This is a genomic window from Streptomyces sp. BK340 (assembly GCF_007827595.1).
Classification (GTDB): domain Bacteria; phylum Actinomycetota; class Actinomycetes; order Streptomycetales; family Streptomycetaceae; genus Streptomyces.
Genome location: NZ_VISR01000017.1, coordinates 112,760 through 134,357, shown reverse-complemented (window position 1 = coordinate 134,357; position 21,598 = coordinate 112,760). Strand labels below are relative to the sequence as shown.

18 protein-coding genes are annotated in these 21,598 nt (G+C 69.7%); 13 read left to right on the top strand and 5 right to left on the bottom strand.

Annotated elements, in window-relative coordinates:
* The first annotated feature begins 179 nt into the window (after positions 1-179).
* The 9 genes from FB157_RS27345 (at position 180) to FB157_RS27305 (ending at position 11,589) form a co-directional block, all read left to right on the top strand.
* Positions 180-1,337: a mandelate racemase/muconate lactonizing enzyme family protein gene (locus tag FB157_RS27345; RefSeq protein WP_145883316.1), complete on the top strand. Its 1,158-nt coding sequence runs from the start codon at positions 180-182 to the stop codon at positions 1,335-1,337.
* Positions 1,334-2,338 (top strand): zinc-binding dehydrogenase, encoded by a 1,005-nt coding sequence (locus FB157_RS27340; protein WP_145883315.1) that lies wholly within the window; start codon positions 1,334-1,336, stop codon positions 2,336-2,338. Before FB157_RS27345 ends, FB157_RS27340 begins: the two co-directional genes overlap by 4 nt.
* A 113-nt stretch (positions 2,339-2,451) precedes the next feature.
* Complete coding sequence (locus FB157_RS27335; protein ID WP_145883314.1) at positions 2,452-3,429, top strand: hypothetical protein; 978 nt, start codon at positions 2,452-2,454, stop codon at positions 3,427-3,429.
* Positions 3,430-3,570: 141 nt separating this feature from the next.
* Positions 3,571-4,680 (top strand): multiple monosaccharide ABC transporter substrate-binding protein, encoded by a 1,110-nt coding sequence (gene chvE / locus FB157_RS27330; RefSeq protein ID WP_145883313.1) that lies wholly within the window; start codon positions 3,571-3,573, stop codon positions 4,678-4,680.
* 41 nt (positions 4,681-4,721) lie between these two features.
* Entirely contained in the window at positions 4,722-6,272 is a 1,551-nt protein-coding gene (mmsA, locus tag FB157_RS27325) for a multiple monosaccharide ABC transporter ATP-binding protein (protein ID WP_145883312.1), read from the top strand.
* Positions 6,269-7,513 (top strand): multiple monosaccharide ABC transporter permease, encoded by a 1,245-nt coding sequence (gene mmsB, locus FB157_RS27320; RefSeq protein ID WP_145883311.1) that lies wholly within the window; start codon positions 6,269-6,271, stop codon positions 7,511-7,513. Before mmsA ends, mmsB begins: the two co-directional genes overlap by 4 nt.
* Positions 7,514-7,675: 162 nt before the next feature.
* Entirely contained in the window at positions 7,676-8,830 is a 1,155-nt protein-coding gene (locus FB157_RS27315; protein ID WP_145883310.1) for an aldose epimerase family protein, read from the top strand.
* Between the two features lie 102 nt (positions 8,831-8,932).
* Positions 8,933-10,672 carry a histidinol-phosphate transaminase gene (locus tag FB157_RS27310; protein WP_145883309.1) on the top strand — a complete coding sequence of 580 codons (1,740 nt, stop codon included), beginning with the start codon at positions 8,933-8,935 and terminating at the stop codon, positions 10,670-10,672.
* 170 nt (positions 10,673-10,842) lie between these two features.
* Positions 10,843-11,589 carry an intradiol ring-cleavage dioxygenase gene (locus FB157_RS27305; protein WP_145883308.1) on the top strand — a complete coding sequence of 249 codons (747 nt, stop codon included), beginning with the start codon at positions 10,843-10,845 and terminating at the stop codon, positions 11,587-11,589.
* Positions 11,590-11,649: 60 nt separating this feature from the next.
* On the opposite strand, the gene FB157_RS27300 is transcribed toward FB157_RS27305, so the two are convergent.
* Both FB157_RS27300 and FB157_RS27295 read right to left on the bottom strand, forming a co-directional pair.
* Positions 11,650-13,080 (bottom strand): family 2B encapsulin nanocompartment shell protein, encoded by a 1,431-nt coding sequence (locus tag FB157_RS27300; RefSeq protein WP_145883307.1) that lies wholly within the window; start codon positions 13,078-13,080, stop codon positions 11,650-11,652.
* 223 nt (positions 13,081-13,303) lie between these two features.
* A complete protein-coding gene (locus FB157_RS27295) occupies positions 13,304-13,738 on the bottom strand; it encodes an ATP-binding protein (protein ID WP_145883306.1) in 435 nt (144 codons plus the stop codon).
* A gap of 129 nt (positions 13,739-13,867) precedes the next feature.
* Here FB157_RS27295 and FB157_RS27290 point away from each other — a divergent pair, with 129 nt between their 5' ends.
* Genes FB157_RS27290 through FB157_RS27280 form a run of 3 tightly spaced genes read left to right on the top strand, consistent with a single transcriptional unit; the run spans position 13,868 to position 15,641 of the window.
* The gene (locus tag FB157_RS27290) at positions 13,868-14,695 is read left to right on the top strand and encodes a helix-turn-helix transcriptional regulator (protein ID WP_398947358.1); all 828 of its coding nucleotides are present in this window, start codon (positions 13,868-13,870) and stop codon (positions 14,693-14,695) included.
* Positions 14,692-14,883, top strand: a complete 192-nt coding sequence (locus tag FB157_RS27285) for a DUF397 domain-containing protein (RefSeq protein ID WP_145883305.1) — start codon at positions 14,692-14,694, stop codon at positions 14,881-14,883. Before FB157_RS27290 ends, FB157_RS27285 begins: the two co-directional genes overlap by 4 nt.
* The gene (locus FB157_RS27280) at positions 14,880-15,641 is read left to right on the top strand and encodes a hypothetical protein (protein ID WP_145883304.1); all 762 of its coding nucleotides are present in this window, start codon (positions 14,880-14,882) and stop codon (positions 15,639-15,641) included. Before FB157_RS27285 ends, FB157_RS27280 begins: the two co-directional genes overlap by 4 nt.
* Before the next feature lie 78 nt (positions 15,642-15,719).
* Here the strand turns inward: FB157_RS27280 and FB157_RS27275 are convergent, their stop codons facing one another.
* Together FB157_RS27275 and FB157_RS27270 are read right to left on the bottom strand one after the other, a co-directional pair.
* Positions 15,720-16,367 (bottom strand): DUF4360 domain-containing protein, encoded by a 648-nt coding sequence (locus tag FB157_RS27275; protein WP_145883303.1) that lies wholly within the window; start codon positions 16,365-16,367, stop codon positions 15,720-15,722.
* 178 nt (positions 16,368-16,545) lie between these two features.
* Positions 16,546-17,004, bottom strand: a complete 459-nt coding sequence (locus FB157_RS27270) for an Rrf2 family transcriptional regulator (RefSeq protein ID WP_145883302.1) — start codon at positions 17,002-17,004, stop codon at positions 16,546-16,548.
* A gap of 75 nt (positions 17,005-17,079) precedes the next feature.
* On the opposite strand from FB157_RS27270, the gene FB157_RS27265 reads away from it, so the two are divergent.
* Positions 17,080-20,049 (top strand): beta-galactosidase, encoded by a 2,970-nt coding sequence (locus FB157_RS27265; protein WP_145883301.1) that lies wholly within the window; start codon positions 17,080-17,082, stop codon positions 20,047-20,049.
* 6 nt (positions 20,050-20,055) lie between these two features.
* On the opposite strand, the gene FB157_RS27260 is transcribed toward FB157_RS27265, so the two are convergent.
* On the bottom strand, positions 20,056-21,570 hold the full coding sequence (locus tag FB157_RS27260) for an alpha-N-arabinofuranosidase (protein ID WP_145883300.1): 1,515 nt from the start codon (positions 21,568-21,570) through the stop codon (positions 20,056-20,058).
* Positions 21,571-21,598 lie beyond the last annotated feature (28 nt).

Sequence of the window (21,598 nt, the reverse complement as noted above, 5' to 3'; positions counted from 1 at the left end):
TATCGGTCACGTTCCTAGGCGCCGCTGTGAAGGTTTTGTGCGGGACCGAAAAGGTTCTCGAAAGTCTTGCCGAAACCGTTACCCGTTCGACCCATTGACACCCTCGCCGCGCCGTCCTTACTGTCACGCCAGCATTTCGAACGCGTGACGAAATATCGAACAGCTGAAGGGCAACTGCCGTGCGCATCACCGGAATCAGCACACACGTGGTCGGGACGCCGTGGCGCAACCTGACCTACGTCCAGGTGCACACCGACGAAGGGGTCACGGGAGTCGGCGAGACCCGGATGCTCGGTCACACCGACGCGCTGATCGGCTATCTGCGGGAGGCCGAGGCCAACCACATTCTCGGATCCGACCCGTTCGCTGTCGAGGACCTCGTCCGCCGCATGAAGTACGGCGACTACGGCCGGGCCGGCGAGATCGTCATGTCCGGCATCGCGGTCGTGGAGATGGCGTGCTGGGACATCAAGGGCAAGGCCCTCGGTGTGCCGGTGTGGCAGCTGCTGGGCGGCAAGGTCACCGACAGGGTCAAGGCGTACGCCAACGGGTGGTACACGACCGAGCGAACGCCCGAGGCGTACCACAAGGCCGCCCAGGGGGTGATGGAGCGCGGGTACAAGGCGCTCAAGATCGACCCGTTCGGCACCGGGCACTACGAGCTGGACCACGAACAGACCCTGTACGCCGTCTCGCTCATCGAGGCCGTGCGCGACGCCATCGGCCCGGACGCCGAGCTGATGCTGGAGATGCACGGCCGCTTCTCCCCCGCCACCGCCGTCCGGCTCGCCCACGAGCTGGCGCCGTTCAAGCCGGCCTGGCTGGAGGAGCCGGTGCCGCCGGAGAACCTGAAGGCGCTGGAGAAGGTCGCGGCCAAGGTGGACATCCCGGTCGCCACCGGTGAACGCATCCACGACCGGATCGAGTTCCGCGAGCTGTTCGAGAGCCAGGCCGCGGACATCCTCCAGCCCGACGTCGGCCACATCGGCGGCATCTGGGAGACCCGTAAGCTGGCCGCCACCGCCGAGACCCACTACATGCTGGTCGCCCCGCACAACGTGGGCGGGTCCGTGCTGACCGCCGCCTCGCTCCAGGTCGGCTTCACCTCGCCGAACTTCAAGGTCCTGGAGCACTTCAACGACTTCGCGGACGCGGACATCAAGAAGGTGGTCAAGGGGGCGCCGGAGGTCGTCGACGGCTACTTCCACCTCTCCGACGAGCCCGGTCTCGGCGTCGAGCTGGACACCGACGCGGCCGCCGAGTTCCCGCAGCAGCAGGCCCGGTTCGACCTGTGGGCCGAGGGCTGGGAGCAGCGCAGGCCGAAGGGTTCGAAGTGAGTTCCCAGGTCCTGGTCGAGGCGCCGGGCGCGCACCGCGTCGAGGAGCACACGCCCCGGGACCCCGGTCCCGGCGAGGCGCTGGTCGCCGTGCACGCGGTGGGCATCTGCGGCAGCGACCGCGAGGTGTACCAGGGCAACCGGCCCGAGGGGTACGTGCGTTATCCGCTCACGCCCGGCCACGAGTGGTCGGGGACCGTGCGCGCGGTGGGCGCGGGCGTGCCGGAGAGCCTGACCGGCCGCAAGGTCGTCGGCGAGGGCTTCCGCAACTGCCAGGTGTGCGACCGCTGCCACGCGGGCGAGACCACGCTGTGCACCGCCGGGTACGAGGAGACCGGGTTCACCCAGCCGGGTGCCATGGCCGCCACCCTCACCCTGCCCGCCCGGCTGCTGCACCCGCTGCCGGACGACGCCGACCTGACCGCCGCCGCCCTCCTGGAGCCGGCCGCGTGCATCGCGGCCGCCGCGCTGAAGGCGAACGCCCGGCCGGGCGAGCGGGTCGCGGTGGTGGGCACGGGGACGCTCGGGATGTTCGCCGTGCAGTTCCTGAAGGCGGTCTCGCCGGTGGAGCTGCTCGTCGTGGGCACCCGGGGCGACCGGGAGGCGCTGTCCCGGCAGTTCGGGGCGAGCGACTTCCGGCTCAGGGACCAGCACCTGCCCGACGACTTCGACGTGGTGATCGAGACCGCCGGGTCCGCGTCCGCCGCGCGCACCGCAGCCGCCCTGCTCAGGCGCGGCGGACGCCTGGTCCTGACGGGCATCCCGGCGCCGGGCGCCGAGGGGCTCGACCCGACCGATCTCGTCGTACGGCAGCTGGAGGTGCACACCGTCTTCGGGGCACCGCCGGACGCCTGGGCGCACACCGTGCGGGTGTTCGGCGCCGGGCTGCTGGGCCCGCTGCCACTGGTCACGCACGAGCTGCCGCTGACCGAGTTCCCGCGCGCCATCGAGCTGGTGGGAGCCGGCGATCCGAAGGTGGGCAAGGTGCTGCTCCGTCCCTGACCGTACGCCGGCCGGGGCGTGACCTGACGGCGCCCCGGCCGGCGTACAACAAGGGCCTTTTTCCACCCAGAGACGCGAACCTTGTCCGAAATACCGAACACGAAGGACAGCTTGTGACCGACGCTTCCGCCCCGGCAGCCCGCAGGCCCGGCGAGCAGGTGCTCGCCGCACTCGGCCTGGGCGCGCCCGCCCTCGACCCCGCCGACACCTCCGCCCACAGCTTCCCGGGCGGCGGCCGCTGGCGCACCGAGATCCCCTCGTGCGAGGGTCCCGAGGCGCTGGCGGTCGTACTGAAGGAGGCCTCCCGCCTCGACGTGCCGATCCACCGGATCAGCCAGGGCAGCGGCGTGTGGATGCTGACCGACGCCGAGATCACCGAGATGGTCGACGCGACCGGCGAACGTGACATCGAACTCTGCCTGTTCACCGGCCCGCGCGGCACCTGGGACATCGGCGGCTCGGTGCGCACCGACTCCCGCGGGGCCGGACTGCGCGCCCGTGGCCACGACGCCGTGGCCGGCTGTGTCGAGGACGCCGTCCGGGCCACCGAGCTGGGCGTCAAGTGCCTCCTCGTCGCCGACGAGGGCGTGCTGTGGACCCTGCACCGGGCCCGCCGCGAGGGCATCATCCCGGCCGACACCACCCTGAAGGTCTCGGCGCTGATCGGACCGGTCAACCCCGCCTCGTATGCGGTGTACGAGGGGCTGGGGGCCGACTCGATCAATGTGCCCAGCGATCTGACGCTGGATCATCTCACCGAGATCCGCCGGGTGTCCGGCGCCCCCATGGACATGTACATCGAGGCTCCCGACGACCTCGGCGGCTACGTGCGGATGTACGAGGTCGCCGAGCTGATCCGGCGCGGCGCACCGCTCTACCTGAAGTTCGGCCTGTCCAAGGCTCCCGGCATCTACCCGTGGGGCACCCACCTGCGGGACGTGACCCTGGACACCGCCCGGGAGCGGGTGCGGCGCGGCCGGCTCGCCCTCGACCTGCTCGCCCGGCACGGCGCGGACGGCGACATGGCGCCGCTCGGCTCCCGGCTGCCCGGCGCGCTCAACCGCTTCCCGAGCGAGCGCTCCGCGGGATGAGCCGATGAATCTGCGGGCCGTCCGTAGCTGGTCGCGCCCACGCGGCGGAGCCGCAGATCGATACAGCCCCGCGCCCCTTCGGGGCGCTTCACCGACCTCGCTAGAACATCTCAACGACGAGAAGAACAGGGACCGATCACCATGCGCAACCGCAGAGCAGTACTCACCGCGACAGCCGCAGCCGCATCCCTCGCCCTCACCCTGTCCGCCTGCGGCCAGAGCGGCGAGGGCGGCAGCAAGGAGGAGAGGGGCAGCACCAAGGGCGGCACGATAGGCATCGCCATGCCGACCAAGTCCTCCGAGCGCTGGATCGCCGACGGCAAGAACGTCGTCAAGGACCTCGAGGCCAAGGGCTACAAGACCAAGCTGGTCTACGGCGAGGACGACCCGGAGACCCAGGTCTCGCAGATCGAGAACCTGATCACCCAGGGCGTCAAGGGCCTGATCATCGCGGCGATCGACAACAAGTCCCTGAACAGCGTGCTCCAGGAGGCCGCGGACGCCGACATCCCGGTCATCTCCTACGACCGCCTGATCCTCGGCACCAAGAACGTCGACTACTACGCCTCCTTCGACAACGAGAAGGTCGGCAGGCTGCAGGGCACCTACATCGTGCACAAGCTCGGCCTGGACAGCGGCAAGAAGGGCCCGTTCAACATCGAGCTGTTCGCGGGCTCCAACGACGACAACAACACCCGGTACTTCTTCAACGGCGCGATGAGCGTCCTGAAGCCGTACATGGACAAGAAGCAGCTGGTCGTCCGCTCCGGCCAGACCGAGCTGACCAAGGTCACCACCCTGCGCTGGGACGGCGCCACCGCGCAGAAGCGCATGGACGACATCCTCACCTCCTCCTACAAGAGCGAACGGGTCGACGCGGTCCTGTCGCCGTACGACGGCATCTCCATCGGCATCCTGTCCGCCGTGAAGTCGGACGGCTACGGCACCAAGAGCAAGCCGCTGCCGGTCATCACCGGCCAGGACGCCGAGCTGGCCTCGGTGAAGTCGATCATCGCCGGTGAGCAGACGCAGACCGTCTACAAGGACATCCGCAAGCTCGCCGACGTCGCCTCGACGATGGTCGACGACGTCCTCCACAACAAGAAGCCGCAGGTCAACGACACCAAGTCGTACGACAACGGCACCAAGGTCGTCCCCGCCTACCTGCTCGAGCCGGTCAGCGTCGACAAGACCAACTACGAGGACGCGCTGGTCAAGACCGGTTACTACACCGACGCCCAGCTGAAGTAGTCCGCGACCGACCGACCCCACACTGATTGGAAGGCACGACCATGGCGGGACCCGTCCTGGAAATGCGCTCGATCGTCAAGACCTTTCCCGGTGTCAAAGCGCTGTCGGACGTCACACTGACCGTCCGTCAGGGCGAGGTCCACGCCATCTGTGGTGAGAACGGCGCCGGCAAGTCCACCTTGATGAAGGTGCTCTCCGGCGTCCATCCGCACGGCAGTTACGAGGGCGAGATCCTCTTCGAGGGAGAGGTCTGCCGCTTCAAGGACATCCGGGCGAGCGAGCAGCACGGCATCGTCATCATCCACCAGGAGCTGGCACTGGTGCCGTACCTCTCCATCGCGGAGAACATCTTCCTCGGCAACGAGCATGCCGCGCGCGGCTTCATCAACTGGAACAGGACCCTCAGGCACGCCACCGAACTGCTGCGCCGGGTCGGGCTCGACGAGCACCCGGAGACCCGGGTCGCCGACATCGGCGTCGGCAAGCAGCAGCTCGTGGAGATCGCCAAGGCGCTGTCGAAGTCGGTGAAGCTGCTCATCCTCGACGAGCCGACGGCGGCCCTGAACGACGAGGACAGCGGCAAACTCCTCGATCTCATCCTGGAGCTGAAGAAGCAGGGCATCACCTCGATCATCATCTCCCACAAGCTCAACGAGATCCGCCGGGTCGCCGACTCGGTGACGATCATCCGCGACGGGCACTCCATCGAGACGCTCGACGTGAAGGCGAAGGAGATGACCGAGGAGCGGATCATCTCCGGCATGGTGGGCCGCGACCTGGACCACCGCTTCCCCGAGCGCACTCCGCACGAGGCGGAGGAGGGCGCCGCCCCGGCGCTCGAGATCCGCAACTGGACCGTGCGCCACCCGATCGACCAGGAGCGCAAGGTGGTCGACGACGTGTCGGTCAACGTGCGCCGCGGGGAGATCGTCGGCATCGCGGGCCTGATGGGCGCCGGCCGCACCGAGCTCGCGATGAGCGTCTTCGGGCGGGCCTACGGCCGGTACGCGGGCGGCACGGTCCTCAAGAACGGCGAGGAGATCCGTACGAAGACCGTCGCGGAGGCGGTCGGCCACGGCATCGCGTACGTCACCGAGGACCGCAAGCACTACGGCCTCAACCTCATCGACACCATCAACCGCAACATCTCGCTGACCGCGCTGAAGAAGGTCGCCAAGCGGGGCGTCGTCGACGAGCACGAGGAGCGGCAGGTCTCCGAGGGCTTCCGCAAGTCCATGAACATCAAGGCACCGACCGTCTTCGAGCCGGTGGGCAAGCTGTCCGGCGGCAACCAGCAGAAGGTCGTCCTCAGCAAGTGGATCTTCTCGGGTCCGGACGTGCTGATCCTGGACGAGCCCACGCGCGGCATCGACGTGGGTGCCAAGTACGAGATCTACACGGTCATCGACCAGCTGGCCGCCCAGGGCAAGGCGGTCGTCTTCATCTCCTCCGAGCTGCCCGAGCTGCTCGGCATGTGCGACCGCATCTACACGATGGCCGCGGGACGGCTGACCGGTGAGGTGCCGCGGGCCGAGGCCACGCAGGAAGTGCTGATGCGCCATATGACGAAGGACAAAGAGGTAACGCGATGAGCACCGACGTGACCGACAAGATCCCGGCCTCCGCGCCGCCGGGCAAGGGCGGATCGGGCACCGGCGAGGGCCTGCTCCAGCTGATGCTGGACGGGCTGCGCGCGAACATGCGCCAGTACGGCATGCTGCTCGCGCTCGGCCTGATCGTCCTGCTCTTCGCGGTCTGGACCGACGGCGACCTGCTGCTGCCGCACAACGTCTCCAACCTGGTGCTGCAGAACGCCTACGTCCTGATCCTGGCCATCGGCATGATGCTGGTGATCATCGCGGGTCACATCGACCTGTCGGTCGGCTCGCTGACCGCCTTCGTGGGCGCGTTCGCGGCACTGCTGACGGTGGAGCACAGTGTGCCCTGGCCGATCGCCGTGGTGCTGTGTCTGCTGGCCGGCGCGGCGGCGGGCGCGGCGCAGGGGTTCTTCATCGCGTACCTCGGCATACCCTCGTTCATCGTCACCCTCGCCGGGATGCTGATCTTCCGCGGCTTCACGGAGATCCTGCTCAAGGGCCAGACCCTCGGCCCCTTCCCCGACGGTGTGCAGAAGATGGGCAACGGCTTCCTGCCCGAGGTCGGCCCGAACACCAACTACCACAACCTCACGCTGCTCCTCGGCCTCGTCCTGATCGTCGCCGTGGTGTGGCAGGAGGTCCAGGACCGGCGCCGCCAGCAGGAGTTCGCGCTCGAGGTGCTGCCCGGCCGCCTCTTCCTGCTCAAGCTGGTCGCCCTGGTCGCCGCGATCCTCACCCTGACGATGCTGCTCGCCAGTTACAAGGGCGCCCCGATCGTGCTGATCATCCTCGGCGTCCTGGTGGTCGCCTACACCTACGTCATGCGCAACGCCGTCTTCGGCCGTCACATCTATGCGATCGGCGGCAACCTGCCCGCGGCGAAGCTGTCCGGCATCAAGGACAAGAAGGTCACCTTCTACGTCTTCCTGAACATGGGCGCGCTCGCGGCCCTGGCGGGTCTGGCGATCGCCGCCCGCCTCAACGCGGCCTCGCCGAAGGCGGGCCTGAACTACGAACTCGAGGCGATCGCCTCGTCGTTCATCGGTGGTGCGTCCATGAGCGGCGGTGTCGGCACCGTCCTCGGCGCGATCATCGGCGGTCTCGTCCTCGGCGTGCTGAACAACGGCATGAACCTCCTCAGCGTCGGCACCGACTGGCAGCAGGTCATCAAGGGCTTCGCCCTGTTGGCGGCGGTCGGCTTCGACGTGTGGAACAAGCGCAAGTCCGGTTCGTAAGTCAGCGCGAACGCTCCGCTGGGAAGGCCGGATCAGAGCTGCGGGCCGTCGGGGGCTGGTCGCGCCCACGCGGCGGCAGCCGCACATTCGGTACGGCCCGCGCCCCTCTGGGGCGCGGGGCTCAGCGGGCGTCTTTCAACTCTCTTCTCAAGGAGCCGCTAGATGGAACTGAACAGACGCACGGTCATTGCGGGCGCGGCAGCAGCAGGCCTCGCCGCCACCACCCTCGGCGCGGGCAGTGCCGAGGCCGCCCCGGGCGGCAGGAAGCCGGTGAAGGAGCCCTTCGGGAAGCTCGCCGACGGCACGAGGATCTACCGCTGGTCGCTGGAGAACGGCGGCACGCGGCTGAAGGTCCTCAACTGGGGCGGAGTCGTCCAGAGCCTGGAGATCCCCGACCGGCACGGCCACTACGCCAACGTCTCGCTGGGCTTCGGCGACATCGACGACTACGTGGCGAAGACCCCGTACTTCGGCGCCCTCATCGGCCGCTACGGCAACCGCATCGCGCAGGGCCGGTTCACCCTCGACGGCACGACCCACCAGCTGTCCGTCAACGACGGTGTGAACAGCCTGCACGGCGGCAAGCAGGGCTTCGACAAGCATGTGTGGGACGTGGAGCCGTTCACCAAGGGCACCGACGTCGGCCTGCACCTGCACTACACCAGCGTCGACGGCGAGATGGGCTACCCCGGCACGCTCAGGGCGACGGTGACGTACACCCTCACCAGGCACGGCGAGTGGCGCATCACCTACGAGGCCACCACCGACAGGGCGACCGTCGTCAACCTCACCAGTCACGTCTACTGGAACCTGGCCGGCGAGGGCAGCGGCACGATCGAGGACCACGAACTCCGCATCGCCGCCTCCCGCTACACCCCCACCGACTCGGGTCTGATCCCCACCGGTGAACTGGCCGAGGTCGCGGGCACCCCCTTCGACTTCCGGCACGCCAAGCCGATCGGCCGGGACATCCGCGCCGGCCACGAGCAGCAGGTGCAGGCCAAGGGCTACGACCACAACTGGGCCCTGGACAAGGGCATCACCGCCGAGCCCGTGCACGTCGCCACGCTGCGCGACCCGCGCTCCGGCCGCACCCTGAAGATCGCCACCGACCAACCGGGCCTGCAGTTCTACTCCGGCAACTTCCTCGACGGCACCCTGACCGGCACCGGCGGCCGCACCTACCGCCAGGGGGACGCCCTGTGCCTGGAGACCCAGCACTTCCCGGACTCCCCGAACCACGCGAACTTCCCGTCGACCGTGCTGCGGCCGGGCCAGACCTACCGGACGACGACGGTCCACACGTTCTCGGCGTGAAGCGGCTCACACAGCAGGCGAGTTGAACGCCACTGCTGCCTCCTCCGTATCCATGGGTGGCCCGGGCTCCCCCGCCCGGGCCACCCATGGACGGAGGTTCCCTTGCCTGACAACGTCACCTCGTTGTTCCGCAACACCGCCGCGCACAGCCCTTCGATGGCGGCGCTGACGCGGGAGAGCGACGGGTCGGGCCCGGTGGACTTCTGTATCCCGTGCAATCCGTACTTCCCCACTCCCGCCATGTTCGAGGAGATGGCGGTCCGGCTGCGCGAGATCATCACGTACTACCCGAGCAGCGCCGACACCATCACGGCCGAGCTGTGCAGTCTGCTCCAGCTGCCGCCGCAGTGCGTGGCGATGGGCAACGGCTCGACGGAACTGATCACCTGGATCGACCATCTCCTGGTCCGCGAGTCGCTGGCCGTCCCCGTCCCCACGTTCGGCCGCTGGACCGACCAGCCGATGGAGACCGGCAAGCGGGTCGACATGTTCCCGCTGCAGGAGGCGAACGGCTTCGCGCTCGACCTCGCCCAGTACGCCGACTTCATCCGCGCCCGCGGCACCCGTGTGGCGGTCATCTGCAACCCGAACAACCCCGACGGCGGCTATCTGCGCAAGCAGTCGGTGGTGCAGTTCATGGACGCGATGGCGGACCTGGACCTGGTGGTCGTGGACGAGTCGTTCCTGGAGTTCGCCGACGCGGAGGCCGACCCGAGCGTCGTCCAGGAGGCCATGCTCCGGCCCAACGTGGTCGTGCTCCGCAGCCTGGGCAAGAACTTCGGCCTGCACGGCATCCGCTTCGGCTATCTGGTGGCGAACCCGGCCCTGGCCGGGCGGGTCCGCTCGATGCTGCCGAAATGGAACCTCAACTCCTTCGCCGAGCACGTGGTGTTCATGCTGAAGGAGCACGGTGCCGAGTACGCGCAGAGCCTGATGCAGGTGCGCCGGGACCGTCTGGAGATGGCCAGTCATCTCTCCGCCCTGCCCGGCCTCACGGTCTATCCCTCCCAGGGCAACTTCCTGTTCGTGCGCCTCCCCGTGGGAGCCGAGGGCACTGTGGTCCGGGACCGGATGCTCACCGAGCACCGGATCCTGGTCCGTGAGTGCGGCAACAAGATCGGCTCCTCCAGCCGCTTCCTGAGACTCGTGGTGCGCCCCCAGGTCGACGTGCGTCGCCTGGTGTCCGGCCTGGAGCAGGTGCTCTACGGGTCCAGGAGGGGAGCCGCCGTACCCGAGCTGGGCACAGGGACCAGCTACAGCTCGGGTACGGCGGCCGTGGATCGGCTGGTGAGTGCGACCAACGGTGCCGGAATGCCGGGGCTTGCCGCGCAGGCCCTCGGCACCGGCGCCGCCCCGGCCGCCGGCACCGGCATGCCGCTCCCCGCCGCCGCAGCGCCGACCGGCGGCGGGATGCCGATGCCGGCGGCAGCCCAAGCGATGCCGGTGCAGCAGCCGGTACCGGCTCAGCCGGATCCGATGCCGGTACCGGTTCAGCAGCCGATGGCGCCGGCACCCGCGCCGGCCCCCGTCCCGGCGCCGGCCCCCGTCCCGACTCCGGTGCCCGCACCGGCGCCGTACCCGACACCGGTACCCGCGCCCGCGCCCGTACCCGCGGCTCCGGTCCCCGTCCCGGCCGCGCCTCCTGTCCCGGTCGCGGCCCCGGCCGCCGTCCTCGGCCCCACCCCGCCGGGCGTCCCGGCCCGCGGGGGCCTCACGGCGGCCCAGGTACGCGGCATGACCGCCCCCGGCACCCCGGCCGCCGGTCTGACCCCGGCCCCGGCGACCGGCTGGCCCAACGCGCAGAGCTGGCCGAACGCGGCGGGCATGGGGCAGACGGGCTAGCAGGCCCGCCGCCGTCGGCCGAGGACGAGTGGAGTAGAGCAAGTAGCGGCCGACGGAGGTACGGATCAGGGTGGGGTCATGGACGACGACGTCACCTATGACCGTGCCGGTCCGCCGCTCTGCACAACCGACAGCCTGCGGACAGCGAGCGTTTCCACGGTGCCGCGTCCATGACAGAACACTCAGATACCAGCCCGGTCGGGCGCCGCACCGTACTGATCGCCCTGGCCGTGGGTGCCGCGACGGCCCAGCAGGCCCCAGCGGCCACCCGCACCGCCGCCTCCGCGCCCGCCGACGCGGCGGCGGCGGTCTGCACCCTCACGAAGGAGATGACCGAAGGCCCCTACTACCTCGACGGAGCGCTCGTCCGCTCCGACATCACCGAGGGCAAGGCAGGTGTCCCGCTCGGGCTCGCCCTGACCGTCGTCGACTCCGCCTGCACCCCGATCGGCAACGCCCTGGTCGAGATCTGGCACGCCGACGCGCTCGGCGAGTACTCCGGCTACGTCGGCGGGAACGGTCACAACGAGTCGGACGACGGCATCTTCCTGCGCGGCGGCGTCCTCACCGACTCCAGCGGGGTCGCCGACATCACCACGGTCTACCCGGGTTGGTACCGGGGCCGCTGCAGCCACATCCACGTGAAGGTCCACACCGGCGTCACGCTCACCTCCGACGGCTCCTTCACCGGCGGCTCCACCCTCCACACCGGCCAGCTCTTCTTCAGCGAGACGGTCACGTCGGCGGTGGCGGAGGTCTCCCCGTACTCGGCCAACACCGTCACCCGTACCACCCTCTCCCAGGACTCCGTCTACGACGGCGGCGGCGCCTCCTCCGGCCTGCTGACCCTCACCGCCGTGGGCGGCCCGGCCTCCTCCGGCTACACCGGCACCCTCACCCTGGGCGTGTCCGGCTGACCGAAGGCGCACCTGAGCGACCGTCTCGTGGAGCCGGCCCGTCCGGGCCCGGGCTCCACGTCAGCTGCCGTTCGTACGGGCGATCTCGACGTTCTCCAGGACACCGAGGGCGTCGGGCACCAGGACCGCGGCCGAGTAGTAGGTGCTGACCAGGTACGAGATGACCGCCTTCTCGTCGATGCCCATGAACCGCACGTTCAGGCCCGGCTCCACCTCGTCCGGGATCCCGGTCTGGTACAGGCCGATGACACCCTGATCGGCCTCGCCGGTACGCATGGCGATGATCGACGACGTGCCCTGCTCACTGACCGGGATCTTGCTGCACGGCAGCAGCGGCACCCCGCGCCAGGCGGGCAGGTGGTTGCCGTGCAGCTCGATGCCGCCGAAGTAGAGGCCCCGCTTGTTGCACTGGCGGCCGAACGCGGCGATCGCCTTGGGGTGGGCGAGGAAGCAGCGGGTCTTGCGCCGCATGCTCAGCAGCTCGTCCATGTCGTCCGGGGTCGGCGGGCCCGAGTAGGTGGAGATCCGCTGGTCGAAGTCGGCATTGCGGAGCAGGCCGAACTCCTCGTTGTTGATCAGCTCGTGCTCCTGCCGCTCCCGCAGCGCCTCGATGGTGAGCCGCAACTGCTGCTGCGTCTGGTTCATCGGCTCGTTGTAGAGGTCGGCGACCCTGCTGTGCACCCGCAGCACGGTCTGCGCCACGCTCAACTCGTACTCGCGCGGAGAGAGTTCGTAGTCGGCGAAGGCGTGCGGCAGGGTTGCCTCGCCCACGTGTCCCGAGCTGAGCTCGATCACCGCCTCGCCCGACCGGTTCACCTTGCGGTGGCCGTCGGAGCTGATCTGCTGCACATGCCTGCGCAGCGCCTCGTGCCGCTCCGCCACCGCCTTGTACGCCGTCATCGGCAGCGCGAGCACCGTGGTGGCCGTCGTCGCGCGGGCCGTGAACTCCCATTTCCCGTCCTGCCCGGCCAGCACCTGACCGCCGAAGGTGTCCCCGTCGGCCATCAGCCCGAGCACGGACTCGTCCCCGTACGGCCCCTCGCCGATCTTCTCGACCTTGCCGTGCGCGATCAGGTACACGTGGTCGGCCTTGCGGCCCGCCTGGGCGATGACCTGGCCCGGCGTGAAGTCCTTCTGCACGAACCTGTCGGCCAGCGCGCCGAGCACGCCGGTGTCCGAGAAGCCGCGCAGCAAAGGCAGTTCGCCCAGTTCGGCGGGGACCACCTGGACCTTCGAGCCGGTCTTCACGAACGACACCCGGCCGTCCCCCACGGTGAACGACAGGCGGCGGTTGACCCGGTAGGTCGCACCGGGCACGTTCACCCAGGGCAGCATGCGGGAGGCCCAGCGCGAGCTGATGCCCTGCATCTGGGGTTCGGACTTGGTGGTGGTGGCGAGATTGCGCGCCGCCGCGGTGCTGAGGCTCTGCTGCTCCCGCCGCTGGGCCGACTCCGCGCCCGCATCCGGTGCTGTCGTCGTCTCGAGTGGCATGACTCTCCCTCGTATCCCGTGGCACATGAGAGTGCGACGACTCGACGTCGTCACGATGCGTGCACAGTGCTATCAGAGCGGCCGTCACGTTGAGTAAGCAAAACGGACGGCGCGCGAGGGGAGTCCCACTCGCAACTCGCGCCCCCACGCGCCCCGAACGGCCGGAATCGCTGCTCAGATCACCTACCGGTCAACGTCCAACCGCCAACCACTCGTGCGAGGGTCAGGCACGCAAAGTATTCGGCTTCCGCCGGGGCAACGGCAGGTCGACCTCGGCCCGCACGGTCTTCCCCGGCGGGTCGCGGTCCACCACGTCCCACCGATCCGCCAACGCGTCGACCAGCACGAGCCCGCGCCCCGTATCGGCGAGCGGCGCGGGTGCGCACACGTCCCGGGGGCCGGGCGGACGGCGTTCGGCGCGCGTGTCGGTCACCTCGACCCGGACCCGTCCGGGGAGCAGAGAGAGTCTCAGCTCGAAGTCCCGGCCGGGCACGCGCCCGTGGATCACGGCATTGGCGGCCAGCTCCGCGACGATCCCCGCCACGGCGTCGGCGGTGTCGGTGCCGTGCGGGATTCCCCAGGCGTCGAGTTGAGCGAGTGCGAGGTGCCTGGCCAGGCGGGCGCCGCGGGGAGTCGGGCTGAGGCGTTGGGTGAGCATGAGCCCAATGTGGGGCGTGGGGGCAGGACTTCACCAGGTACGGCGCGCATACGCTCCGCGAGCGTACGCGGTTACGGACTGGACAGTACTGGTGACTGGCCGTGACCATGGGCCCGGGAGGTGACCGCGGTGGTCGACGGGCGGGTGGGCGAGCCGGAGTCTTCGGACAGCATGCGGACGTTCGGGGCGGTGGTGCAGGCGCTTCGCGAGTATCACCGGCTGAGCAGGGAGGAGTTCGGCCGGCATGTGGGGTTCTCCAAACACACGGTGGCGTCGGTGGAGTTGGGGAGGCGGATGCCGGATGTGGGATTCGTGGAGGCGGCGGAGAGGGTCCTGGGCAACACCGGGGCGCTGAAGAAGGCGGCCGGGTGCCTGGAGCGACAGGCGGGGTTGGCGGCCTGGTTCCGGCGGTGGGCCGGGCTGGAGAAGCTGGCGATCACCCTCTACACGTACGAATGCCGGATGATTCCGGGGCTGTTGCAGACGGAGGCGTACGCGCGACAGTTGTTCGTCGACGAGTTGCCGCCACTGACCGACGAACAGATCGATGCCAACTGGACCGCGCGGGCGGAACGTCAGCAGTTGTTGAGGGAGCGGCCGAACACCGCCTTCAGCTTCATCGTCGAAGAGCAGCTGTTCCTGCGCCGGACCGGCGGCAGGGAGGTCATGCGTGAGGCCATCGGCCACCTGCTCGACGTCATGCGGCTGCGGAACGTCGAAGTCCAGATCATGCCGCTGGTGCGCGAATCACACGCTGGACTGCACGGGCCCATGCAACTGCTGGAGAGCCCGGACAACAAATGGTTCGGCTACATGGAAGCACCGGAGTGCGGGCAGCTCGTCTCCGACGCGAAGGTGGTCAGCGTTCTCAATCGCCGGTATGCCAGGATGCGTTCACAGGCTCTGTCGGCCGAGGACTCGGAGAGCCTGCTGGAACAAATGCGAGGAGACCTATGAGCACCTCCGAACTGGCCTGGTTCAAGAGCAGCTACAGCAGCAGCGGTTCCGGCGACTGCGTCGAGGTAGCCCACACCCCCGCCACCATCCACGTCCGCGACTCGAAGGACAAGCAGGGCCCCCAGCTGGCCCTCTCCCCCACCACCTGGGCCGGCTTCCTCACCTACGCCGCGCAGCGACCCGCGTGACCGTGAACACGGCGCTCGCCGACATACTCGACCGGGGTGCCGCCGCGACGGAGCCGGACCAGCTCCTCGCCGCCCTCGTCGACCACGGCGTCTTCGTGCCCGTGCAGGCGAACGGGTCGGTGATGTTCCTGCGGAACGAGGACGGCAGCCCCCTGCTCCCCGGCTACGTCAGCGACGCGTGCCGCGCCGAACGGCTCCCGCAGGCCTCGGGCGCGGTCCATTGCGACGCCCTGCGGCTGATGGACATCGCCCAGCAGACCGGCGTCGGCGTCCTCGGGCTCTTCTCCAGCGCCGAATGGGCCCGCGTACCGATGCCGTTGCTGTACCGGACCATGCGTGAACGCGGTCAGCGATCCGGGGGTGAGCAGCTGAGGCTCAGCTGGTCCACCCATCCGGTGGCGCGGGCCCTGCGGGACGCGGCGGCCCGCCGCATCCGGGAGTTCCCGGCGGTCCGCACGGTCTGGGTGTCGCAGGCGCGACGTGTCGACACCGGCATGGAGCACCTGATGCTGCACGTGGCCGTGGACGAGCCGCTGCCGTCGGCCTCCGCGCACCGCATGATGGAGACCCTGATGACCGAGGACGTGGTGCTCGGCGAAGGCAGCCCCCAGGTGGCCCTGCTTCCGCTCAACACCACCGAACACGCGGTCACGATCGCCGAGTTGGAGCCCATGGGCCTGGACACCGTACGGTCCGACCGGGCCACCGGACGGGTCGAGGTGGTGTCCCGGGAGTACGACGCCCCGAACGCCACCTAGACGCTGCCGACGGTGCGGTGGCCGTGCCCGCGCCGCCCGGCGCTACCAGCGGGCGACGCGGTCTCACGTCACAGCCGGCTACGAGCCCGGGCAGTGCTTCCACGCGAAGTGGTACACCGTGCTGATGTCCCCGTCGGTCGAGTCCATCGTCATGAAGCTCACCTTGCTCGGCGTGCTGCCCGCGGTCACCCGCAGCTCGGTGTTGATGTTGAAGTTGCGCAGCACTCCACAGGGAGCCCAGACCAACTGGGACCAGTCGGTGCTGTCGGTGGCCTGCCAGTCGTCGTTGTAGGGGCCGCTGAAGGGGTGGGTCTTGGCCGCGGTGTTCGGGGAGCCCTGGAAGTAGTACGACGCCTTCTGCGTGCCCGACGCGCCCGACTGGAGCGAGAGGAAGCCCCGGTAGTCCGCGCTGGCGACGGCATAGGTGAAGCCCTGTGGGACGTGCACGACGAGGTTGAGCTGGCAGTTCTTGCGGAAGGCCGTGGGGTCGGAGTTGCCGCCGGCCTGGGCCAGGTAGTTGCTGTAGGTCACCGTGAAGGCGGTGTTGTCCGGGGAGACGGCCACGGCGGCCGTACCCGCGGGACAGCCGGAGCCGTTCACCGTGGCGACGTCGATGACGATCTTGTCCGGGGGCGGGTCGTCGAAGACGGGGGAGGAGGTCGAAGCGGGTATCGCGGTGGTGAGGAGAGCGGCTACGGCACCGCTCAGGAGGAGTCCACCAGCCATGCTTTCTCCAGTTGTCGAGTGGGGGGTTTCGGCCTCCGGTCCGTCCGTTCAACCTTGAAGAAGCTGTGTGGAACCTGTGAAGGAAGGGGAGGCGAGGGAATCGTAGGAAGCCCCGCTCCGCCCCGGCAGGGCGAACTCCGGCCATTCACTTCGGACCGTTCACACGCCGCCGGGCGGGCTACGGGTTCTCCCACGCCGCCGGCTCCGCCGACAGGGCCCGCACCGGCTCGGGCAGCGCGTCCGCCGCGAGGTCGGCGATCGTGACGCCCTCCAGGATGCGGCGGACGTTGGCACGGAGGGCGATCCACAGCGGCAGCAGCGGCTGGGCCGTGCCCGTGTAGGACAGGTCCGTCGGGCGTTCCCCGCGCACCGAGACGATCGGACCGTCCACCGCCCGGATGACGTCCGCCACAGTGACCGCGGCCGCGGCCCGGGCCAGCCGGTAGCCGCCGCCCCCGCCGCGTCGGCTGTCGACGATCCCGGCGCGCCGGAGATCGCCCAGGATGCCCTCCAGGAACTTGTGCGGAATGTCCTGTACAGCGGCGATTTCCTCGGCCTTCATCGGGGTGTCACCCTCCCGTACGGCCAGCTCCAGCACCGCCCGTACCGCGTAATCCGCCCGCGCCGAGATCCTCATGGGTCCATTGTGGGGCGTATCTCCATGGAGAATGACCGGACCGCGCCCCCGTAAGATCGCCCGGGAGGATCCACCTTGGCGCTCAGCAGACGTACCTTCAGTGCCCTGGCCGGCTCGGCCGCGCTCGGTTTCGCCCTGGGCGGCAGCGGCGGCCCCGGGGCGCCCTCGGCGTACGCGGCGCGCAGCGTGCCGACCGGTCCGGCGCCCGCCCCGCCGCGCGCCGACGGGGAGCATCACACCATCGGGTACGACCACTACTCGCTGCTGGTCGACGGCCGGCGGCTGGTCGTGTGGTCCGGCGAGATGCATCCCTTCCGGCTGCCGAGCCCGTCCCTGTGGCGGGACGTGCTGCAGAAGATGCGGGCGCACGGGTACAACGCCGTGAGCATCTACGTGTCGTGGAACTACCACTCCCCCGCGCCCGGCCGGTACGACTTCACCGGGGTCCGGGATCTCGACCTCTTCCTGCGGACGGCCGCCGAGACCGGGCTGTACGTCATCCTGCGGCCCGGCCCGTACATCAACGCCGAGATCGACGGCGGCGGCTTCCCGGGCTGGCTGACGGCGACGAAGGGCACGGCCCGCACCACCGACCCGGCCTATCTGTCGCACGTCGACGAGTGGCTGACCCACGTGAACCGGATCGCCCGCCGGCACCTGTTCACCCAGGGCAAGGGCACGATCCTGCTCTACCAGATCGAGAACGAGTACGACTCCCACGTCGACGAGGCGACCGGCCGGGACTACATGTCCCACCTGTACAAGAAGGTCAGGGCGGACGGGATCGACGTCCCGCTCTTCCACAACGACAAGGGCAGGAACGGCCACTGGGTCCCGGGCGCGTTCGACACGGGCGGGGAGAAGGGCGGCTGGCTGTACGGGTTCGACGGCTATCCGTCGCCGTCCCAGACGCCGCCCGACTGGGGCACCTTCGGGCCCGGCGGACCGACCGGCGGGGCCACCGCCTCGCCGCGCACGCCCGGGTTCATGCCCGAGTTCGGGGGCGGCTGGTTCGACCCGTGGGGCGGCTCCTGGTTCGACGGCAAGGGATACGCCGAGTCGCGGCGCACCCGGGACGCGGCCTACGAGCGCCGCTTCTACCTCACCAACCTCGCCAACGGCATCACCCTGCACAACGTGTACATGACGTTCGGCGGCACGTCGTGGGGCTGGTTGCCCGCGCCGGTCGTCTACACGTCGTACGACTACGGGGCCGCGATCGACGAGGCGCGCAACGTCACCGACAAGATCGCCCCGATGCACCAGCTCGGGCATCTGCTGCAGCGCGTACCCGACTTCGCCCGGCTGGACCGGGCGGCGGAGGTCAAGGCCGAGGGGCTGAAGGTCTACCACCTGTCCAACCCGGACACCGGCACCCATGTGTACGTGGCCCGCAACGACGGGACCGAGCAGGTCACCACCGACCTGCCCACCAACGCGGGGAACCTGAAGATCACCGTGCCCGCGCGCGACGCCCGCATGCTCACCACCGGACTCCGCCTGGGCCACCGGACCCTGAAGTACTCCACCGCCCAGCCCATGCTGTGCGTGACGGCCGGGCGGCAGGACATCGCCGTGTTCGCGGGCCGCCGCGACGACATGGCGGACCTGGTCCTGAAGTGCCCGGAGGAACCGTTCGTCACCCGGCTCGACCCGGAGGGCGCCTGGGCTTACGACAGCAACGAACTGCACGTCAACGCGCCCCTCGGGCAGGGCGGTCTCACCCGGGTGCTGGTCGCCAAGGGCGAGAGCGACGTCCCGTTGCTGCTGCTCTTCGCCGACGACGCCACCGCCGTGCGCATCTTCCCGTTCGACACCCCGTCCGGCACCCTGCTGGTGTACGGCCCGTCGCTGCTGCGCCACGCCGAGGTGCGCGGTTCCGAGGTCCACCTGACAGGTGACGTCACCGGGGAGACCAGCGTGGAGGTGTGGGGGCCGCGCGGGATCACGAGCCTGGTGTGGAACGGGCGCAGGGTGCCGACCCGGATCACCATGTCCCAGAGCGTGATGACGACCGGGATGCTGCCCTCCGTGCCGGAGGTGGCGCTGCCCCGGCTGGGCCGCTGGCGGATGCGGACCGAGAACCCGGAGGCCGGACCCAACTTCGACGACTCGTCGTGGAAGAAGGCGGACAGGACGTCGTCGTACAGCGTCACTCCGGTTCCGGACGGGCAGCCGGTGCTGTTCGCCGACGACTACGGCTTCCACTACGGGGACGTCTGGTACCGGGGCACGTTCAGCGACTCCTCGGCCGTCGAGGAGGTCTCGCTCGCCTACACCACGGGCACCCAGGGCCTGCTGATGGCGTGGCTGGACGGGGAGCCGCTGGGCACCCACCGGATGCCGGTGCCCGACAAGAACACCACTGTCAGGAAGGGAAGTTGGGACGCCACCGCGGCCTTCCCGGTGGACGAACGGCTGCGCTCGCCCGGCCGGCACGTGCTGTCGGTCCTGGTCCGGCGCATGCAGCACGACCAGGACGGCAAGGCGCTGGACACCCACAAGGTGGCCCGCGGCCTCACCGCCGCCCTCTTCAAGGGGGCGTCGCCGAAGGTGGCCTGGCGGATCCAGGGCGAGGCGGCACCGGACCCGGTGCGCGGACCGCTGAACAACGGCGGCCTGTACGGCGAGCGCGAGGGCTGGCACCTGCCCGGCTTCCGCGACCGCGACTGGAAGGCGGTCACCTTCCCGCGGGCCGAGCGGCGCCAGGGGGTGACCTGGTACCGGACCGGCTTCCGGCTGTCGGTGCCGGCCGACATCGACGCCTCGATCGGTCTGACCCTGGAGGACGACCCGTACCGGGCCTACCGGGCGCAGATCTTCCTCAACGGCTGGAACATGGGCCAGTACATCAACAACGTCGGCCCGCAGCACACCTTCGTCCTGCCCAACGGCATCCTGCGCACCCGGGGCTCCAACACCCTGGCGCTGGCGGTCCTCTCGGAGTTCACCACGCTGTCCGGCCCGGGGAACGTCCAGCTGACCCTGCTGGGCCGGGCGACCGGGGGGACACCGGTGACTCCGGTGCTCTCCCCCGGCCGCTGAGACCGCTCAGGCGAGCCTGATCACGTTCCAGGACAGGGGCTCCAGCACGGCGGTGAGGGTGCCGTCCCGCAGGGCGGTGCCCTCGACCTGGTGCGGGGCGACCCGCTCGGGGTCGTCCAGGGTGTTGCGGGCGTCGGGGTCGGCGTCCGCGAGCGCGCTGTGCTCGACGACGGACGTCAGGCCGAGGCCGTTCAGGGCGACTTCGAGCGGGAGCGGCTCGCCGCGGCCGCGGTTCACGGCGAAGACGGTGACCGTGCCGTCGGCCGCGCGGACCGCGGTGGCGTGCAGCAGGTCCGTCTCGCCGTACTTCCGCGTCTTGTACGTCGGCGAGTCCACGCGGACGTCGAGGACCTCGCCGCGGCCGTGCCGGGAGGCCTGCGCGAACGGGAAGAACGTCGTCTGCCGCCAGGCCGGGCCGCCCGGCTCGGTCATGATCGGTGCGATCACGTTGACCAGCTGCGCGAGGCAGGCGACGGTGACGCGGTCGGCGTGCCGGAGCAGGGCGATGAGCAGGGAGCCGAGGACGACTGCGTCGGTGACGCTGTAGTTGTCCTCCAGGAGGCGGGGGGCCTCGGGCCAGCCGGTCCTGTCGATGGTCTTCGCGTACTCCTGCCAGCGCGAGAGGTACCAGACGTTCCACTCGTCGAAGGAGAGGTTGATCCTCTTCCCGGACTTGAGACGGGCGCCCACGTGGTCGGCCGTGGCCACCACGTTCTCGATGAAGGACTCCATGTCGACGGCGGAGGCGAGGAAGGAGTCCAGGTCGCCGTCGGCCGGCTCGTAGTAGGCGTGCAGGGAGATGTGGTCGACCAGCTCGTACGTCTCCTGCAGGACGGTCGCCTCCCAGGCGGCGAACGTGGACATGGACTGGTTGGAGGAGCCGCAGACCACCAGTTCCACGGACGGGTCGATCTGGCGCATGGCCCGGGCCGTCTCGGCGGCGGCCCGGCCGTACTCCTCGGCCGTCTTGTGGCCGGTCTGCCAGGGGCCGTCCATCTCGTTGCCGAGGCACCAGAGTCTGATCCCGAAGGGGTCCTTGTCGCCGTGGGCCGCCCGGAGGTCGGAGAGCGCCGTGCCGCCGGAGTGGTTGGCGTACTCCTGGAGTTCGAGGGCCTCGGCGACCGAGCGGGTGCCCAGGTTGACGGCCATCATGGGTTCGGCGCGGGGGCCGAGCTTCCGCACGAACGCGATGTACTCGGAGAGGCCGAAGCGGTTGGTCTCGGTGGAGTGCCAGGCGAGGTCGAGGCGGCGGGGGCGCTCCTCCACCGGGCCGACGGAGTCCTCCCACTTGTAGCCGGAGACGAAGTTGCCGCCGGGGTAGCGGATGGTGGTCACTCCGAGTTCGCGCACCAGGTCGAGCACGTCGGTGCGGAGGCCTTCGGCGTCGGCCGTGGGGTGGTCGGGCTCGAAGATGCCGGTGTAGACGCAGCGGCCGAGGTGTTCCACGAAGGAGCCGAAGAGGCGGGGGTTCACTTCGCCGATGGCGAAGGCGGGGTCCAGCGTGAAGCGGGCGGTGCGCATGGTCGCCTTTCGGGGTGGGTGGCTTGTC

Coding starts and splice junctions, on each gene's coding strand:
- mmsB (WP_145883311.1), top strand. CDS start 6,269: ATGAGCACCGACGTGACCGACAAGATCCCGGCCTCCGCGCCGCCGGGC.
- FB157_RS27295 (WP_145883306.1), bottom strand. CDS start 13,738: ATGCTCACCCAACGCCTCAGCCCGACTCCCCGCGGCGCCCGCCTGGCC.
- chvE (WP_145883313.1), top strand. CDS start 3,571: ATGCGCAACCGCAGAGCAGTACTCACCGCGACAGCCGCAGCCGCATCC.
- FB157_RS27285 (WP_145883305.1), top strand. CDS start 14,692: ATGAGCACCTCCGAACTGGCCTGGTTCAAGAGCAGCTACAGCAGCAGC.
- FB157_RS27300 (WP_145883307.1), bottom strand. CDS start 13,080: ATGCCACTCGAGACGACGACAGCACCGGATGCGGGCGCGGAGTCGGCC.
- FB157_RS27275 (WP_145883303.1), bottom strand. CDS start 16,367: ATGGCTGGTGGACTCCTCCTGAGCGGTGCCGTAGCCGCTCTCCTCACC.
- FB157_RS27260 (WP_145883300.1), bottom strand. CDS start 21,570: ATGCGCACCGCCCGCTTCACGCTGGACCCCGCCTTCGCCATCGGCGAA.
- mmsA (WP_145883312.1), top strand. CDS start 4,722: ATGGCGGGACCCGTCCTGGAAATGCGCTCGATCGTCAAGACCTTTCCC.
- FB157_RS27305 (WP_145883308.1), top strand. CDS start 10,843: ATGACAGAACACTCAGATACCAGCCCGGTCGGGCGCCGCACCGTACTG.
- FB157_RS27270 (WP_145883302.1), bottom strand. CDS start 17,004: ATGAGGATCTCGGCGCGGGCGGATTACGCGGTACGGGCGGTGCTGGAG.
- FB157_RS27315 (WP_145883310.1), top strand. CDS start 7,676: ATGGAACTGAACAGACGCACGGTCATTGCGGGCGCGGCAGCAGCAGGC.